Consider the following 16587-nt stretch of genomic DNA (forward strand, 5'->3'; position numbering starts at 1 on the left):
TTTTATCGGCATCGGGGGCTATGGCATGAGCGCCATCGCCCGCGTCATGCTGGAGATGGGCTATCAAGTTTCCGGCTCCGATGTCGCTTCCCAGGAGCTGACGGACAAACTGGCCGCCAAAGGGGCTCGGATCTATATCGGCCATGAACCGGAACACGTGCGGGGCGCCGATCTGGTCGTCTATTCCACGGCCTTGCCCAAAGACAACGTCGAACGGCAGGCGGCCGAACAACTCAACATTCCGACCCTTCATCGTTCGCAAATGCTGGCCAGGCTGCTGAACGCCCGCATCGGCGTCACGGTGGCGGGGGCGCACGGCAAAACGACGACCTCGTCCATGATCGCCCTGGTAATGGAAACGTGCGGGCTTGATCCGACCTATATCATCGGCGGGGAAATCGTGAACGTCGGCACGAACGCCAAAGCCGGCAAAGGCGATTACGTCGTGGCGGAGGCGGACGAAAGCGACGGCTCTTTTCTCCAATACGTTCCGGCCGTCGCCGTCGTGACGAATATCGAAGCCGACCACCTCGAGAACTACGACGGCGACTTCGGCAAGCTGAAGGACGCTTACGTCTCCTACCTGCGCAACGTCCGCGAAGGCGGCGTCGCCGTGGTGGGCACGGACGACGAGAACGTCCGATCGATCTTGCCGCGGGTCCGGGAAACGCGGATCGTCACGTTCGGAATCGAAGCCGAAGCCGAATACATGGCGTCCGATATCCGGCTGGGCGACCGTTGCGTCTCCTTCAACGTCCGCAGGGGCCCCGAGACGCTCGGAGAGGTTTCCTTGTCGGTGCCGGGGCGCCATAACGTCTATAATGCGCTGGCCACGGTGATCGTCTGTCTCGAAGCCGGCGTTCCGTTCGCGCGCATCGCCGAAGCGATCCGGGAGTTTCGCGGCGCCAAGCGGCGGTTCCAGGTGCTCGGAGAAGTGAAGGACATGCTGGTCATCGATGATTACGCGCACCATCCGACGGAAATCCAGGCGACGATCCAGGCGGCCAAAGCGACCGGCAAGCGGATCATCGCCGTTTTCCAGCCCCAGCGGTACACGCGGACCTATTTCCTGCTCGACGCGTTCAGCCGCGCGTTCGCGGATGCCGACGAGGTGATCATCACCGATATTTATTCCCCGGCCGGCGAGCAGCGCATCGAAGGCGTGACGTCGCAGAAGCTCGTGGAATTGATCGCGAGCAACAGCAACCCGAACGTATCCTACGTTCCGACGAAGGAAGAAGTGCTTGCCCGCCTCGCGGATCGGGTGAAGCCCGGCGATCTCGTCCTGACGATGGGAGCGGGCGACATTTGGAAAGCGGCCGAAGGCCTTGCGCGATTGCTTCGGGAACGCGATCCGGTCTGATTTTGTAACCTGGATCACAAAAAAAGAAAATTGTTGCCCGAGCCCCCGCCAAAGCGGGGGTTTTCGTATTTTCAAGCGGACCCAAGGATGGTATGTTATTCCTGTTACTTGATTCATATTTCCTGTCAGGGGTGTTTGTAACGATGACGAAGATGAAACGATACGCCCGCGCGCTTGCGTTCGCGATAGCCTGCTTGCTGGCGATTCCGGCATGGGCGCATGCCGCGGCTTTAACCGTGACCGTGGACGGCAAAACCGTGAAATGGCCGAAGGCCCCGGTCAAGTCCGGTACCACCGTGCTGGTGGACGCCAAAACGCTGCTTCCTCTGCTCGGGGTTTCCTACAGCTACGACAAGACGAAGAAGAAGCTGACGGCCAAAGCGGAAGGAAATACGCTTATTCTCACGGCCGGATCGAAATCGGCGCTTCTGAACGGCGAGAAAATCGCGCTCAGCGCGGCGCCTGCCGCCACGAGCGGCGGAATCGACATTCCGGGGGACGCGGCGGCCAGGTCGTTCGGAGGAGAGGCGGTATGGGCGACTTCTGCCAAGTACGACATCATGGGCAAAAAGAAATGGACCGCCGTCGTGTCCGGGCAGGTGCTGCCGATCGTCCGCAAGCTGGTGGACTACCAGGAGAAAGAAGACAAGGAAGGGATCCAGTCCCTCCTGAATTTGGAAGAAGAAGGCGTGTCCGAGTGGTACGAGGCGGAGATGCTCTCCTACGATGCCTATGAACGCGACTTGAATCTCAAGTCCGCTAAGGTAACCACGGTCGGTCCGGATTACGCGATCGTCGAAGGCGTCCTTGGCGACAGCCTGCTGGAAGGGCCGTACGAACTGGATAAGGATCTGACCATGCAATACATGCTGGAGAAGGTAGAGGGCAAATGGATCTTCTCCTATATCGCCGCGTTGAAAGTCGATTATTTGATCCCCGACGAACCGGAGGGGGCGGCGGAATACAGGGACGGGGTGAACGAGTTCGTGGAAGGGCTCACGGACGCTTTGAATCGAGAGGATGCCGAAGCCTACGCTTCGCTCATGGACCCGTCCATCGCCGAGTCGGAGAAGAGCCGGATCCAGGATTTCTTCGACGAACAAGAGCAGGAGACGGAAGCCTACGACGTGCAAATCGTGCACCTTGGCGATGACGGGGCCGTTTATATCGTCCTGTACGAAACGGTGACCAGCTTGGCGGATCCCGACGAAGACCCGTGGGATTCGCAAACCGTCTACATGCTGATGCCGCAAGAAGACGGCAAGCTGCGATCGGCGGATGCATACAATCTTGTTTTCGAGCAGGTATAACGGTTCATAAAAGTCTCTCCTTTCTCATAGTCTAGTTACTAGACATGAGCGCAAGGGAGAGACTTTATCCATGCAGCAGAAAGCGAGAATGACGTTCCGTTTCGAACCGGCCAAGCCGTCCAAGCCTGCTGCGTCCCCTTCGGAAGCGGTCCCGGATAAGCGCGTCTTGGGCACCGAAGAAACCCGTACCGCAACGGGATGTTCCGATTTCGACGTTGACGGGCCGCTGCTGGACGATCCGGCCGCGCTGGAAGAGATCATTCGGCGGGCCGAACCCGCTCCGTTCCGGACTCGACCTCCGCAGACGGACGCGCGGGAACCGGGGTTCCCGGCCAAACCGGAACATTCCAAGAATCCGGAGTTCGGGAAGCAACCGGAGTTCGGAAAGATACCGGAGTACGGGAAGACGCTGGAGTTCGGGATGAATTCCGAGTTCGCTAAGAATGCGGAGTTCGTGAAAAATCCGGAGTTCGGGAAGATACCGGAGTCTGCGAATCATCCGGAGATACGGACAAAACGGGATCCCCTCCTCGCTGAAACGCAGGGAGAGGAGGATATAGAGGCCGGCGGGTGGCCGATTCTGGATGAATCGCTTTATCGAGGCCATAAGTCGGCTGGCAAATTCGCGGGAGGAGAGGGCCCGTCCTGGTGGAAGGTGTTCGCGTCGGTGGCCGGGGCGATCGGCACCGGCGCGCTGTTCGGCTATCTCGTGCTGACTCTGTTCACGGGCGAAACTCCTTTTCCGGCATCCGCTTCCCAGGGGTCGGACCAACCCGCCCAAGCGCAAGCGGAATCCGCGGCAGCGTCTTCGCCGTCCGTACCGCCCTCATCTCCGCAAGGTTCCTCTACGGCACGGGAATGGCCCGCCGAGACGTATTACGTCCTCCAATACGGCGTATTCCAGTCGGAGGAAGGAGCGGCCGCCGCTTTGGAAGAGCTCAAGGGCAAGGGATACCCGGGCTTCGAGGACCGCTCGGACGGCTTCCGGGTATACGCCGGCGTCGCGGGCACGAAGGAAGAAGCCGAGCTTCTCGCGTCCCAGATGCAGGGAGTGGAGATATTCGTCAAGCCTTTGGCGGTCGACTCGTGGGTGCCGGCCGTGTCCGAGGGGGCCGAGCAACTTGGCGCGTTCATCGGTCTCAGCCACGAGTTGACCCGGGAGCTTGCGAGCTTGTCCGTCTTCGCCCTGCAGGACGAAAACCCTCAGCCGATCGACGCCGACAAATTGGCCAAGCTGCGAGAGATCCACGGAAAATGGCTGGAAGCCGCCGGCCGCCTGGACGGGAAGGCTCAGGAGAAAGGGAAAGCGATCGTTCAGGCATTAAACGCCGCGATCGTCTCCGTCGAGGATTACGGCCGCAATCATTCCCGGTTCCATCTGTGGCGCGTTCAGGCGGACGCGATGCAAGCCGTCGCGGCCGACCGCTCGCTCCGGACTTCGGCCGCTTCGGGCCAGGGCGGCTGATCGGAGGAGGTCCATCCGGAATGAGCGAATTTTAACAATCCCGGCGCGCCAAGGCCTACCAAGACGGACAGCTCCTTCGGGGGCTGTCTTTTCGCATGCTGGGGAAAATTACAACATTGTGGGACTTGTCCGCGGGACGTATAATGAAGAAATGGGTGTCAAAAAATGGTGGGAGACGGGGAATCATGAAGAAAAACGGCTGGATTCTTCTTTTGTTCGCGATCTTGGGACTGCTTGCCGGCACGCTGGTCGCGAGGTGGCTGAAGGACGTTCCGGGTCTTACCTTCCTGACTCGCCCTTTGCCCGTTACCTTGTCGCCCGAGGCGGATCTTGCGGTAATCCGCTTCGATTTGAATCTGCACGTCGAATTTACCTTGCTGAGCATTGCCGGACTCGCCGTCGCTATCTGGCTGTACCGCAAAATGTAACCCGGAAAGGAAGAACGGCATGACCTTCACGGATCAAGGTCCGACCCTCATTCTCGCATCATCGTCTCCCCGCAGGCAAGAGTTGGTGCGTCATCTCGGGCTTCCCGTGCTTGTGCGCCCGAGCGATGCCGACGAATGGACGCCCGCGGAATGGCCGCCCGCCCGGATCGTCGAGGAGCTGGCGGAGCGGAAAGCCCGAACCGTGTGGGATTCCGCGCGGGGGACGCTGGATATGCCGGCCGTCGTGATCGGCAGCGATACGATCGTCGCGGTCGACGGGGACGTTCTCGGCAAGCCGAAGGACGAAGAAGATGCCGCCCGGATGCTGTCGCGGCTGGCCGGCCGGTCCCACGAGGTATTCACGGGCGTGTGCTGCATCGGACTGCAGGACGGCAAGACGGTCACGGGCCACCGGCGGACCGTCGTCCGCATGCGAGAATTGACTGCGGAACAGATTCTGCGCTACATAGCATCGGGAGAACCCCTCGATAAGGCCGGCGCATACGGCATCCAAGGGCTTGGCGCCGTCTTGGTCGACTCCCTGGAAGGCTGCTACTTCAACGTCGTGGGTCTGCCTTTGTCGTTATTGGCCGACCAACTGGAATCTTTCGGCGTCCTCCTGCCTTGACGGACGCGGGACGCGGCTGCCGCATCATGTCCAAGCCAATTCCGCGGCCGACGCGGGCAGACGAAAGAAGGAAGATGATGTTGGAAACACGCGCTTATCGGCTGAGAGACCTGCCCGAGGAAGAAAGGCCGAGGGAGAGGATGATCCGGCTCGGGGCGGAAGCGCTGAGCCACGCCGAGCTTCTCGCGATCCTGCTCCGGACCGGAACACGCAAGGAATCCGCGGTGCATCTCGCCCAGCGCGTGCTGCACGATTGCGGAGGGCTTCGCCGTTTCGCCGAGCGCAACTGGGACGAACTGACCCACATTTCCGGGATCGGTCCGGCCAAAGCGCTGGAGCTTCAGGCTTGTCTCGAGCTGGGCCGGCGCGTGGCCCGGTCGCGGCTGCCGGAAGCGGCGGCGATCGCGAGTCCGCAGGACGCGGCCGATTTGCTCATGGAAGAGCTGCGCCGCTTGCGGGAGGAGCATTTCGTGGTGCTGTTCCTGAACACCAAAAACCGGGTGATCGGGCGGCAGACTTTATCCATCGGCAGCTTGAACGCCTCGATCGTGCATCCGCGGGAAGTGTTCCGTGCCGCCATCCGGCGCAGCAGCGCCTCCATCCTGTGCGCGCACAACCACCCGAGCGGGGATCCGACCCCAAGCTCCGAGGACGTGCAGCTGACGCGCAGGCTGGCGCAGGCCGGAGAAGTGGTCGGCATCGAGCTGCTGGATCATATTGTCATCGGGGATAACCGCTTTATCAGTTTGAAGGAGTTAGGTTGCTTGTAATATAATAATAAGGATTGTCTAAAGCAGGAGGTACCGCATATGTTCGGAGGATTCACGCGCGATCTGGGGATCGACCTCGGCACCGCAAATACGCTCGTTTTTGTCAAAGGAAGGGGAATAGTCGTCAGGGAACCGTCCGTCGTCGCCCTGCGTACCGATACCAAAAGAATCGAAGCCGTCGGCGCCGACGCCAAGAAAATGATCGGCCGCACGCCCGGCAACATTGTCGCGATCCGTCCGATGAAGGACGGGGTCATCGCCGACTTCGAAACGACGGCGACGATGATCAAGTACTTCATGCACCGCGCGCAGAAAAAACGGCTGTTCGGCGGCCATCCCAACGTCATGGTATGCGTTCCTTCCGGCATAACCGCCGTCGAGAAGCGCGCCGTCGAGGATGCGACGAAGCAGGCGGGAGCGCGTGACGCCCAAACGATCGAAGAACCGTTCGCCGCCGCGATCGGAGCCGATCTCCCCGTATGGGAACCGACGGGCAGCATGGTCGTCGACATCGGCGGAGGCACGACGGAAGTGGCCGTGATCTCGCTTGGCGGGATCGTAACGAGCCGTTCGATCCGGATCGCCGGAGATGAAATGGACGAAGCCATCATGTCCTACATCAAACGGCTGTATAACCTGATGATCGGGGAGCGGACCTCGGAGCAGCTCAAGATGGAAATCGGCTCTGCGATGCCGCTGGACAAGCTGGAGTCCATGGAGATCCGGGGCCGCGACCTCGTGACGGGACTGCCCAAAACGCTCGCGATTACGTCCGACGAAGTCAGCGAAGCGCTGTCCGATACCGTGAATGCGATCGTGGACGCGGTGAAAGTGACGCTCGAGAAGTGTCCGCCCGAGCTCTCGGCCGATATCATGGACCGCGGCATCGTGCTGACCGGCGGCGGGGCGCTGTTGCGCAACCTGGACAAAATGCTCGCCCGCGAGACGGGCATGCCCGTCATCGTCGCCGAAAACCCGTTGGACTGCGTGGCGATCGGAACAGGCCGGGCGCTCGATAATTTCCATCTGTTCAAAAACAAAAGCGGCGGGCGTTCCGGACGTTAAGGCAAGCTATCACGCGAGGCATGGGATGGGGAAGCAGGTGAGCCGATATCTTTAGGTTGATGCGCAACAAACGGCTGTTCATCCTGATGATCGGACTGATCGTTTTCATAGCCGTCATGGGATTCACCCTCGGGCGGACCCGGCTGACCTGGCCGGAGAAGTTCTTGAATGACGCTGTTGGGACGGTGCAGGGGGCATTGTACCGGCCGGTCGGGGCGGTCGTCGATTTCTTCGGCGACCTCGGCCGGCTTTCCGACGTCTATAAGGAAAACCAGCAGCTGAGGCAGACGGTTGCCCAGTACGCTCAAGACCAGGCCACATACAACTTCATAGAAGCGGAGAACGAGCGGCTCAAGGAAGAGCTGAACTTCACCGAGAGGCAGAAGCAATTATACAAATACCGTTATTTGATCGCGCAAGTTGTCGGCAGCAGCAGCAATCCGCTCGATAGGACGATCAAGATCAATTTGGGGGCCCGCGACGGGATCAAGCCCCAGATGGCCGTGACGACGACCGACGGGCTCGTGGGCCTCGTCAGCCGCGTGTCCGAGTTCACTTCGACCGTGGAACCGATCACCGAGCTCGATCCCGAATCCCCGCAAGGGGTTCAAATCGCCGCCACCATTTTCGGCAAGGAGAAGGATTCGTTCGGAATCATCGATTCATACGACGCCAAATCCGGCATGCTCCAGATGGTCAAAATCGACGAAAACGACAAGATGGCCGTCGGCGACAAGGTGATCACGTCCGGCCTCGGCAACGTATTCCCGCGCGGAATCGTGATCGGGACGGTCGTGAACCGGCAGGACGGCGACTTCGGCTTGACGCAGAAGGCGATGGTCGAACCGGCGGCGAAATTCGACCATTTGCAGGAAGTGTTCGTCGTGGCCGTTCCGGATGTGAACGGTCCTTGAACATGAGAATGAACCGCGTCGTCCTGGCCGGCATCCTGCTCGTCCTGATCGAGAACGGCGTCTTGCCATGGCTCATACCGTCCGCATGGAGCGGCCGGCTGATGCCCCATTTGACTTTCGTCCTGGCCGTTTACGTCGCCGGTTACGCGGGCCGCCACAGGGCTTTCCTGTTCGGGCTCGGTTTCGGATTGCTCGGCGACGTGCTCTATTACGGCAGCCTCATCGGCCCCTACGCTTTCGGGATGGGGCTCATCGGGTACGCGGCGGGGCTGCTGCTCGAACGGAAACCGCTCACGCTCGCGGCGGCCATGGGCGTCACCGCCATGGGAAGCGCCGCGCTCGGCACGATCGTGTACATGATCTATCGGTTGTTCCGGCTCACCCCTTGGTCCTACGGATTCTCGTTTTATTGGTATATCGCTCCGAGCCTGCTCCTGGAAGTTCTCATCGCCCTTGCCCTTTACTTGCCCGTTCGCCGTTTCTTGCTGAAGCCCTCAAGTTCCTCCTCGGAGGAATCGGCGGGTTAATGCGGATTTGCGGCCCCGCGGCAGGAATTCAGCTGTGCGTGGCAGAATTCTCATAGTGTCAAGGGAGGAACGACTACGTGGCCGGCAAATCTCTCATTACGATCAAAGGCGTCAAGGAAGGCTTGGTCTTCCTGTTGGACGACCAATGCGCCTTCGATCAGCTCCTGGAAGACCTGAACGCCAAGCTGGACAAGCATGAACAGCAATTCACCGGGCCGATTGTTCACGTGTTCCTGAGGCTCGGCTCCCGCCGGCTCGGGGAAGAGGATAAGGAAAAACTCCGCTCGGCTTTGAAACGGCAGGGCAACCTGCTCGTGCAGTCCATCGATAGCGACCCTCTGCCGGCGGACCCGGATGACGCGGCCAAACCGGTTCTCCATACGATGACCGGAATCGTCCGTTCGGGACAAACGGTCGAACGCGAAGGACATCTGCTCCTGCTGGGCGACGTCAATCCCGGCGGAACGCTGCGCTGCACGGGGGACATCTACGTGCTCGGCGCGCTTCGGGGAACCGCCCACGCCGGTTCGGACGGAGACGGAAGCGCGATCATCGCGGCTTCCCTCATGAAGCCGACGCAACTGCGGATCGCAGACGTCATCAGCCGGCCGCCGGACGAGTGGCTCTCGTCCGAACCTTGGATGGAATACGCGTTCTTGCGGGAAGGCGCGATGGCGATCGACAAACTGTCGAGCCTCGGGCGTCATCGCAAGGAAGTCATGCAGTTCAAAGGAGTGTAGGAACATGGGAGAAGCGATTGTGGTGACGTCCGGCAAGGGAGGCGTCGGCAAAACCACGACGTCGGCCAATTTGGGAACGGCGCTCGCGCTGATGGGGAAAAAGGTTTGCATGGTCGACACCGACATCGGATTGCGCAATCTGGACGTGGTCATGGGACTGGAAAACCGCATCATCTACGACTTGATCGACGTCGCCGAAGGCCGCTGCCGGGTGAACCAGGCGCTGGTCAAGGACAAGCGGTTCGACGAGCTGTACATGCTTCCCGCCGCTCAGACGAAGGACAAGAACGACATCTCGCCGGAGCAGGTCCGTCAAATCATAGAGAGCCTGAAGCCGGATTTCGACTACATCATCATCGATTGCCCGGCCGGAATCGAGCAAGGATTCCGGAACGCGGTCGCCGGCGCGGACCAGGCGATCGTCGTGACGACGCCCGAGAATGCCGCCGTCCGCGATGCGGACCGGGTGATCGGGCTGCTGGAGAAATCGAAGATGGCTTCCCCGAAGCTGATCATCAACCGGATCCGTCCGAACCTGCTGAAGAGCGGCGACATGCTGGAGATCGACGACATTTGCCAAGTGCTCGCCATCGATCTCCTCGGCATCGTGCCGGATGACGAGCTCGTCATCAAGGCGGCGAACTCCGGCGAGCCGACGGTCATGAACCCGTCCTCGCGCGCCGCCATCGCCTACCGGAACATCGCCCGCCGGATCCTCGGCGAGACCGTGCCGCTTCTCCAATTGGACGAGAAAGCCGGCATGTTCCGCCGGGTCAAGAAGTTTTTGGGAATGAGTTGATCGGCTTTGTTGAATAAACTGAAAAAAATGGATTGGATGATGCTCCTGATCCTGGGCGTGTTGATGTGCTTCAGCACGCTGCTCGTCCGGAGCGCGACGCACGGCAACCCGCTGTACCCGCATTTCGACATCAAGACGCTTGTTTTCTACGCGATTGGATTTGTCGTGGTCATGCTGATGACCTTGTTCGATTACCGCCTGCTGTTGAAAACGTGGTACGTTTGGTACGGAATCGGACTTCTGCTGCTGGTGCTCGTCTTCAAGTTCGCGCCGATCCGCAACGGGGCGCGCAGCTGGTTCGAATTCGGCCAGTTCTCCGTACAACCGGCCGAGATCATGAAGCTGTTCCTTATCCTGGCGATCGCGGCGATCATGGGACGACGGCAGGGCGACCCGCTGCGGATGAGAAGCGACGTTTCGCTTGTGGCCCTCGCGGCGTTCGTTCCGTTCGCCCTCGTCATGATCCAGCCCGATTTGGGGAACGCCGTCATTTACATTTTCATCACGCTCGGCATGTTATGGATCGGCAATGTCCGATATTCGTACGTTTTGATAGGCTTAACCGCCGTCGTCGGCGGCTTGCTGCTGTTCGTCACCTTGTTCAACACGTACAACAAGGAAATCCACGACTATTTGGAGTCCAAGGACAAGGTCCATTGGTACCAGAGGATCAACACGTATATCCATCCGGAGGAAGCCTCGGCGGACGAGAGCCGGCAGTCGCGATACGCCAAGATTGCCATCGGCTCCGGCGGGCTGACCGGGGACGGGTTCATGAAAGGGGAATCCAAAAACCGGAAGTTCATTCCGTACCCCTATTCCGACTCGATTTTCGTCGTCATCGGCGAGGAATTCGGCTTCCAAGGGGCTGCGATTCTCCTGCTGCTGTATTTCCTCTTCATTTACCGGATGATCATTATCGCCTATCAATGCTATGATTTGAAAGGCTCCTTCATCATCATCGGCATCGCCACCATGATGGTGTTCCAGGTCTTCCAGAACATCGGGATGATGATCGGCATCATGCCGATTACGGGCATCACGCTGCCCTTCATCAGCTACGGGGGGACGTCGCTCATCCTCAACATGGCCTCGATCGGTCTTATTTTCAGCATCCGGGCCCATCAGGAGAAATACGAAGTGGAAACGTGAGGCGTCGCGCATAAGCGCGGCGTTTTTTGGTCGGATGCTCTTCTGGAAAGCGGAGAGCGGTGGAAGGGACTTAACTCGCTCGAAATCGCGTGGGAGAGCCGGAATTGAGGTACAAAGGGACTTAACTCGCTCGAAATCGCGTGGAAGAGCCGGAGTTGAGGTACAAAGGGACTTAACTCGCTCGAAATCGCGTGGGAGAGGCGGAGTTGAGGTACAAAGGGACTTAACTCGCTCGAAATCGCGTGGAAGAGCCGGAATTGAGGTACAAAGGGACTTAACTCGCTCGAAATCGCGTGGGAGAGCCGGAGTTGAGGTACAAAGGGACTTAACTCGCTCGAAATCGCGCGGGAGAGCCGGAGTTGAGGTACAAAGGGACTTAACTCGCTCGAAATCGCGTGGAAGAGCCGGAATTGAGGTACAAAGGGACTTAACTCGCTCGAAATCGCGTGGGAGAGCCGAAGTTGAGGTACAAAGGGACTTAACTCGCTCGAAATCGCGTGGAAGAGCCGGAGTTGAGGTACAAAGGGACTTAACTCGCTCGAAATCGCGTGGGAGAGCCGGAGTTGAGGTACAAAGGGACTTAACTCGCTCGAAATCGCGTGGAAGAGCCGGAGTTGAGGTACAAAGGGACTTAACTCGCTCGAAATCGCGTGGGAGAGCCGGAGTTGAGGTACAAGCGCATGGACACGGATTTCTGTCCTATTCCCCGGTTGTCCGCCATAGGCTGATAGTAACCAATGCGGACAAGGAGGGCTTGGCATGGAGATCCGCGACAACGTCCGCCGCAGAAGGCGGGAACGCATGGCGCAGCTGCTTGGACAGCGTCCGTACGGCGAAAGCGGAGAAGGAAACGGGAATTTGGCGGGAGCTTTCGAATCGCAGGGGTTTTCAGATCCGTTCGAGATGCGAAAAAGCAGGGGCTCACCGGAACCCTTCGATCAAGCTGTCTTCCCGAACGCTTCGGACGCAACCGTCCAATCGAACGAGTCGCGCGGCTGGGGCAGCTCTCGTGCATCGAATTCATCGTACTTCACGAATACTCCACACCATTCGAATAAAGCATTAGGATCGAGCAACTCCTGGAAACCATCGAACGCATCCCATCCATCGAACGGATTCCATCCATCGAACGCATCCCATCCATCGAACGCATCCCATCCATCGAACGCATCCCTTCCAACAAACGCATCCTTCGCTTCCAACGCAACCAGCCCGCCGAATGCACCGCACGCTTCCCATCACTCGAACCAAACGGGCGATACCGGCGATTTGTTCCCTCCCGTGCCGGAGAGACCGGGCGGATCGCACGAGTCCGGCCCCGACCCGGACCCCGAGAAATGGTGGAAAGAGCAGCAGAAGCGGCGGGACCGGTCCGCGCCCTCATGGAGAGGCGCCGGCGGCCTCGCTCCTGCCTCCGCGCCCCCGTCCCCGCCCGGATCCGGCGACCGCTCCCTCTCCCGGCTGGCAACCGGCTTTGCGGTCCGTCTCGCGGCTTCCGCGTTCCTGTTCGCGGCAGCCTGGATCTGGTTCCATTCCGAGCTCCCGGGAAGCCGGGAAGCCCGGTCCTGGACGGTCGACGCGGTCACCCGGGACATGGATTTCCAAGCCGTGGAAGCCTGGTACGAGCAAACCTTCGGAGGCTCTCCCTCTTTCCTGCCGATGTTCCGAAGCAAGGGGGAAACGAAAGCCGTATTCGGCGGATGGAAGCGCAGCGAAGCGGTGCTGCCGACGGAGGGCCGGCTCATCCGGACGTTCGCCGAAGACGGCACCGGCATCCGTATCGCGGCCGCCGGAGGAAGCGCGGTGAAAGCCGTGTACGCCGGCCGGGTTCTGCAGGTGGCCTCCGAAGACAACGGCAAGTCGACCGTTCTCGTCCAGCACGCCGGCCGGATCGTCACGATCTACGGGAACGTCGAGCATCCGTCGGTTCAGCCGAACGATTGGGTGGAGGCGGGCGGGCGGATCGGCACCGTTCCCGCCCCGATCGATAAAGGCGGGGAGAGCTTGCTGTATTTCGCTGTGAAGCAGAACGGCAAAACCGTGGACCCCGCGGAAGTGGTGCCGTTTGATTAAATGGAGAGGCATCGAGTTCCGGCTGCATCCCTTGTTCGTGCTGGTCATGCTGGCATCGGTGGCGACCGGGCGTTTTTTGGAGCTGGCCGTGCTGTTCCTGATCGTGCTGATCCATGAATTGGGACACGTCGCGGTCGGGATCGGATTCGGCTGGACGTTTAAGGAAGTGAAGCTGCTGCCGTTCGGAGGCGTGGCCGAGGTGGAGGAGGCCGGGGCGCTGCCGGCCCGCGAAGAAGCGTGGGTGGCGATCGCCGGCCCGCTTCAGAACGTGTGGCTCGGGGCGGCCGGATGGTTGGCGGGACAAGCCGGCTGGGTAGATGCGGCGTGGGCGCATGAATTCGTGAGGGCCAACCTGCTCGTCTGCTGCTTCAACCTGCTCCCCATTCTGCCTCTCGACGGGGGCAAACTGCTCCAGGCATGGATCAGCTTGTACGTTCCGTTCCACCGCACGCTCGTCTGGTGCGCCAGAATCAGTCTCGCGTTCAGCGCGGCGATCGTCGCGGCGTCGTTCGTCCCGCTGTTGTACGGGGATTTGCTTCAGTTGAACCTGCTGGCGATCGGGCTTTTTTTGTGTTACTCCAATTGGCACCACCTGCGGAGCGTGCCGTATCTGTTCCTCCGATTCCTGATGCATCGCGCGAGCCGGTCCGAGCGCCATTTCGACACGGGCGTTCTCGCCCGTCCGATCGTCATCTCCGAGAGCCGTCCGGTCTCCGCGGCTTTGCGGCTCTTCATGAAGGAGGGCTACCATCTCGTGTATGTCATGAAAAGGGGAAGAATCGCCAAAGTCGTGCCGGAAGGCGCCGTCATCGAAGGGATATTGAGCCGCCTTACGCCGGGGAATGCGGATTTCCGCTTTTTCATGTAAAATGGAACGGAGAAGTCGTTGGCATCGTGAACGGAGGGCGGCATGAAGCAGCTGTTTGTCCATAGCGCGCGGAACCTCACCCAGCTGGCGCTGCTGGAGGACGGTCGTTTGACCGAGCTCAGCGTCGAAAAGTCGGAGGCGTCTTCCCTCGTCGGCAACCTATACAAGGGACGGGTGGTCAACGTGCTGCCCGGCATGCAAGCGGCGTTCGTCGATATCGGCCTTTCCAAAAACGCTTTTCTATACGTGGACGACGCCTTGCACCACCACCTCGAGAAGCAGCCCAAGGACAAGCCTTCGATCTCGGAATTGCTGTCGCCGGGCGACGAGCGGATCGTGCAGGTGATGAAGGAGCCTCTCGGGGGCAAAGGAGCGCGGGTGACGACCCATTACTCCTTGCCCGGGCGCTGGCTCGTCTATATGCCGCAAGCGGATTACGTGGGCATTTCCAAGAAAATCGAAGCCGAGCCCGAGCGGAGCCGGCTGCGGTCGATGGCGGAGGAGCTGCGCGAGCCCGGAGAAGGGCTCATCTTGCGGACGAACGCGGAAGGGATCCATCGGGAGGCGCTGGAAGCCGATTTGGAGCGTCTGCGCCGGATTTGGCGGGAGGCGGAGAAAAGGGGGCGCCACTCGGAAGCCCCGGCCGAACTGCACCGGGATCACGGACTTGTCCAGCGGATGGTGCGGGATATCGTGACGCCCGATACGGAGGAGCTCATTTTCGACGACGAAGGCTGCATGGAGGAAGCGAGGGCCTACCTTCGCCAAGCCGTTCCGGGGATGGAAACCAGATTGCGCCTGTACCGCGATTCGGTCCCCCTGTTCGACAAGTTCGGGATCAGGGAGCAGGCGGACAGGGCTTTCCAATCCCATGTGCGTCTTCCCAGCGGCGGTTATCTGGTGTGGGACCAAACGGAAGCCCTGACGGCCATCGACGTGAACACGGGCAAGTACACGGGATCGGTGGACCTGGAGGAAACCGTGTTCCGCACGAACCTCGAGGCGGCCGAAGAAATCGCGAGGCTGCTCCGGCTGCGCGACTTGGGCGGCATCATCATCGTGGACTTCATCGATATGGAGAAGGAAGAGCACCGGAGGCAGGTCGAACTGGCGCTCGAGACGACGATGCGGCGGGACCGCACCAAATGCCAGGTCGTCGGGTGGACGCGCCTTGGTCTTCTGGAGATTACGCGCAAGAAAGCAAGGGAAAGCGTATCGAGCTTCTTCCTGGAAACGTGTCCGGCGTGCAAGGGACGGGGCAAAATATCCGTTCGGTGATCTTGGGAGAAAATGCGATTGCGATTAGGCGGCCGTTGTGGTAATATGTTTGAGTGCGTGCAATGGGATTGCATGCGGAAACCGCACTCCACCGGGTCGACAAGACCGGCGCTGCCCTGGCCGAAAGCGATTGGCCGCGGCAACCGGCACCCGAAGAGGCGAGTCTTAAGTATGGGAGGTGCACCAGATGTACGCGATTATCGAAACCGGAGGCAAGCAATACAAGGTTCAAGCAGGCGACGTCATCTTCGTGGAGAAATTGTCCGCGAACGAGGGCGACAGCGTCACGTTTGACCGCGTGTTGGCCGTATCCGGAGACAAAGGCTTTAACGCGGGCAGCCCGCTCGTTGCAGGCGCAACCGTTACGGGTAAAGTCGAGAAGCATGTCAAAGGCGAGAAAATCATCGTCTACAAGTACAAGCCGAAGAAGAACTACCATCGCAAGCAAGGCCATCGCCAGCCGTACACGAAAGTGACGATCGAATCCATCAAGGCGTAAGAGGCCCGATGATTACGGTTACGATCGAACGCGGCGAGGACGGCCGGATCCGGCGGTTTTCCGTTTCGGGTCACGCGGGGTATGACGTTCCCGGCCAAGATATCGTTTGCGCGGGCGTCTCTGCGGTTACCGTCGGAGCCGTCAACGCGATCGAACAGCTGACGGGGCTCGTTCCGAAGGCGAAAATGCGGGGCGGTTGGCTGACGGCCGAAGCGCCTCAGGGCGGCGATCCCGAGCTGGAAAGCCGCGCGCAGCTTCTGCTGGAAGGAATGCTTGTCTCGCTGCAAACCATTGCGGATGAGTACGGAAAGTACGTGCAAATACAAGAAACGATCAAGCATAGAAGGAGGTAGACACCATGTTGAAGCTGAATCTTCAGCTGTTCGCCTCGAAGAAGGGCGTAGGCTCGACCAAGAACGGACGCGACAGCCGGTCCAAACGTCTGGGCGCGAAACGCGCGGACGGCCAAATCGTGACCGCGGGCAGCATTCTCGTGCGCCAGCGCGGCACGAAGATCCACCCGGGCACCAACGTCGGCATCGGCAAGGACGATACACTGTTCGCGAAAGTGGAAGGCGTCGTCAAATTCGAGCGTTGGGGACGCGACCGCAAGAAAGTCAGCGTCTATCCCGCCGAGCAAGCGCCCGTTGCGGCCGCTCTCGAAGTATAATACGCATCCAGAATCCCGGCCGGCGTACGCGGCCGGGG

The 16587-nt window shown here is 60.1% G+C and carries 19 protein-coding genes; 18 read left to right on the forward strand and 1 reads right to left on the reverse strand.

The window, feature by feature from the left end:
- Nucleotides 1–25: 25 nt before the first annotated feature.
- The 12 genes from murC to GE107_RS17675 all read left to right on the forward strand — a co-directional run bounded on the left by murC (nt 26) and on the right by GE107_RS17675 (nt 11161).
- Nucleotides 26–1363, forward strand: coding sequence for a UDP-N-acetylmuramate--L-alanine ligase (gene murC, locus GE107_RS17620; RefSeq protein WP_370636448.1), 1338 nt, complete (start codon nt 26–28; stop codon nt 1361–1363).
- Between the two features lie 143 nt (nt 1364–1506).
- Entirely contained in the window at nt 1507–2673 is a 1167-nt protein-coding gene (locus tag GE107_RS17625; RefSeq protein ID WP_219641295.1) for a stalk domain-containing protein, read from the forward strand.
- 70 nt (nt 2674–2743) lie between these two features.
- Complete coding sequence (locus GE107_RS17630; protein WP_219641296.1) at nt 2744–4138, forward strand: SPOR domain-containing protein; 1395 nt, start codon at nt 2744–2746, stop codon at nt 4136–4138.
- A 185-nt stretch (nt 4139–4323) separates the two neighbouring features.
- Entirely contained in the window at nt 4324–4566 is a 243-nt protein-coding gene (locus GE107_RS17635; RefSeq protein WP_219641297.1) for a DUF4321 domain-containing protein, read from the forward strand.
- 19 nt (nt 4567–4585) lie between these two features.
- Nucleotides 4586–5194, forward strand: coding sequence for a Maf family protein (locus GE107_RS17640; protein ID WP_219641298.1), 609 nt, complete (start codon nt 4586–4588; stop codon nt 5192–5194).
- 77 nt (nt 5195–5271) lie between these two features.
- Complete coding sequence (radC, locus tag GE107_RS17645) at nt 5272–5964, forward strand: RadC family protein (protein WP_219641299.1); 693 nt, start codon at nt 5272–5274, stop codon at nt 5962–5964.
- A gap of 39 nt (nt 5965–6003) precedes the next feature.
- Nucleotides 6004–7029: a rod shape-determining protein gene (locus GE107_RS17650; protein WP_219641300.1), complete on the forward strand. Its 1026-nt coding sequence runs from the start codon at nt 6004–6006 to the stop codon at nt 7027–7029.
- Between the two features lie 59 nt (nt 7030–7088).
- Nucleotides 7089–7943 (forward strand): rod shape-determining protein MreC, encoded by an 855-nt coding sequence (gene mreC / locus GE107_RS17655; RefSeq protein ID WP_219641301.1) that lies wholly within the window; start codon nt 7089–7091, stop codon nt 7941–7943.
- 2 nt (nt 7944–7945) lie between these two features.
- The gene (mreD, locus tag GE107_RS17660; RefSeq protein ID WP_255570591.1) at nt 7946–8470 is read left to right on the forward strand and encodes a rod shape-determining protein MreD; all 525 of its coding nucleotides are present in this window, start codon (nt 7946–7948) and stop codon (nt 8468–8470) included.
- 77 nt (nt 8471–8547) lie between these two features.
- Nucleotides 8548–9210, forward strand: coding sequence for a septum site-determining protein MinC (locus tag GE107_RS17665; RefSeq protein WP_219641303.1), 663 nt, complete (start codon nt 8548–8550; stop codon nt 9208–9210).
- 4 nt (nt 9211–9214) lie between these two features.
- Nucleotides 9215–10009: a septum site-determining protein MinD gene (minD, locus tag GE107_RS17670; protein ID WP_219641304.1), complete on the forward strand. Its 795-nt coding sequence runs from the start codon at nt 9215–9217 to the stop codon at nt 10007–10009.
- A 6-nt stretch (nt 10010–10015) separates the two neighbouring features.
- Nucleotides 10016–11161, forward strand: a complete 1146-nt coding sequence (locus GE107_RS17675) for an FtsW/RodA/SpoVE family cell cycle protein (protein ID WP_219641305.1) — start codon at nt 10016–10018, stop codon at nt 11159–11161.
- A 938-nt stretch (nt 11162–12099) separates the two neighbouring features.
- On the opposite strand, the gene GE107_RS17680 is transcribed toward GE107_RS17675, so the two are convergent.
- Nucleotides 12100–12363: a hypothetical protein gene (locus GE107_RS17680; RefSeq protein ID WP_219641306.1), complete on the reverse strand. Its 264-nt coding sequence runs from the start codon at nt 12361–12363 to the stop codon at nt 12100–12102.
- Between the two features lie 79 nt (nt 12364–12442).
- On the opposite strand from GE107_RS17680, the gene GE107_RS27225 reads away from it, so the two are divergent.
- From GE107_RS27225 to rpmA, 6 genes are all read left to right on the forward strand, one after another.
- A complete protein-coding gene (locus GE107_RS27225; protein WP_219641307.1) occupies nt 12443–13234 on the forward strand; it encodes a peptidoglycan DD-metalloendopeptidase family protein in 792 nt (263 codons plus the stop codon).
- On the forward strand, nt 13227–14102 hold the full coding sequence (locus GE107_RS17690) for a site-2 protease family protein (RefSeq protein ID WP_255570572.1): 876 nt from the start codon (nt 13227–13229) through the stop codon (nt 14100–14102). Before GE107_RS27225 ends, GE107_RS17690 begins: the two co-directional genes overlap by 8 nt.
- A gap of 42 nt (nt 14103–14144) precedes the next feature.
- Nucleotides 14145–15380 (forward strand): Rne/Rng family ribonuclease, encoded by a 1236-nt coding sequence (locus GE107_RS17695; protein ID WP_219641308.1) that lies wholly within the window; start codon nt 14145–14147, stop codon nt 15378–15380.
- 187 nt (nt 15381–15567) lie between these two features.
- Complete coding sequence (rplU, locus tag GE107_RS17700; RefSeq protein WP_219641309.1) at nt 15568–15879, forward strand: 50S ribosomal protein L21; 312 nt, start codon at nt 15568–15570, stop codon at nt 15877–15879.
- 8 nt (nt 15880–15887) lie between these two features.
- Nucleotides 15888–16232 (forward strand): ribosomal-processing cysteine protease Prp, encoded by a 345-nt coding sequence (locus tag GE107_RS17705; protein ID WP_219641310.1) that lies wholly within the window; start codon nt 15888–15890, stop codon nt 16230–16232.
- Nucleotides 16233–16237: 5 nt separating this feature from the next.
- Nucleotides 16238–16549, forward strand: coding sequence for a 50S ribosomal protein L27 (rpmA, locus tag GE107_RS17710; protein ID WP_219641311.1), 312 nt, complete (start codon nt 16238–16240; stop codon nt 16547–16549).
- Nucleotides 16550–16587: the final 38 nt, after the last annotated feature.

It is taken from the genome of Cohnella sp. CFH 77786, assembly GCF_019400745.1.
Classification (GTDB): Bacteria; Bacillota; Bacilli; order Paenibacillales; family Paenibacillaceae; genus Cohnella.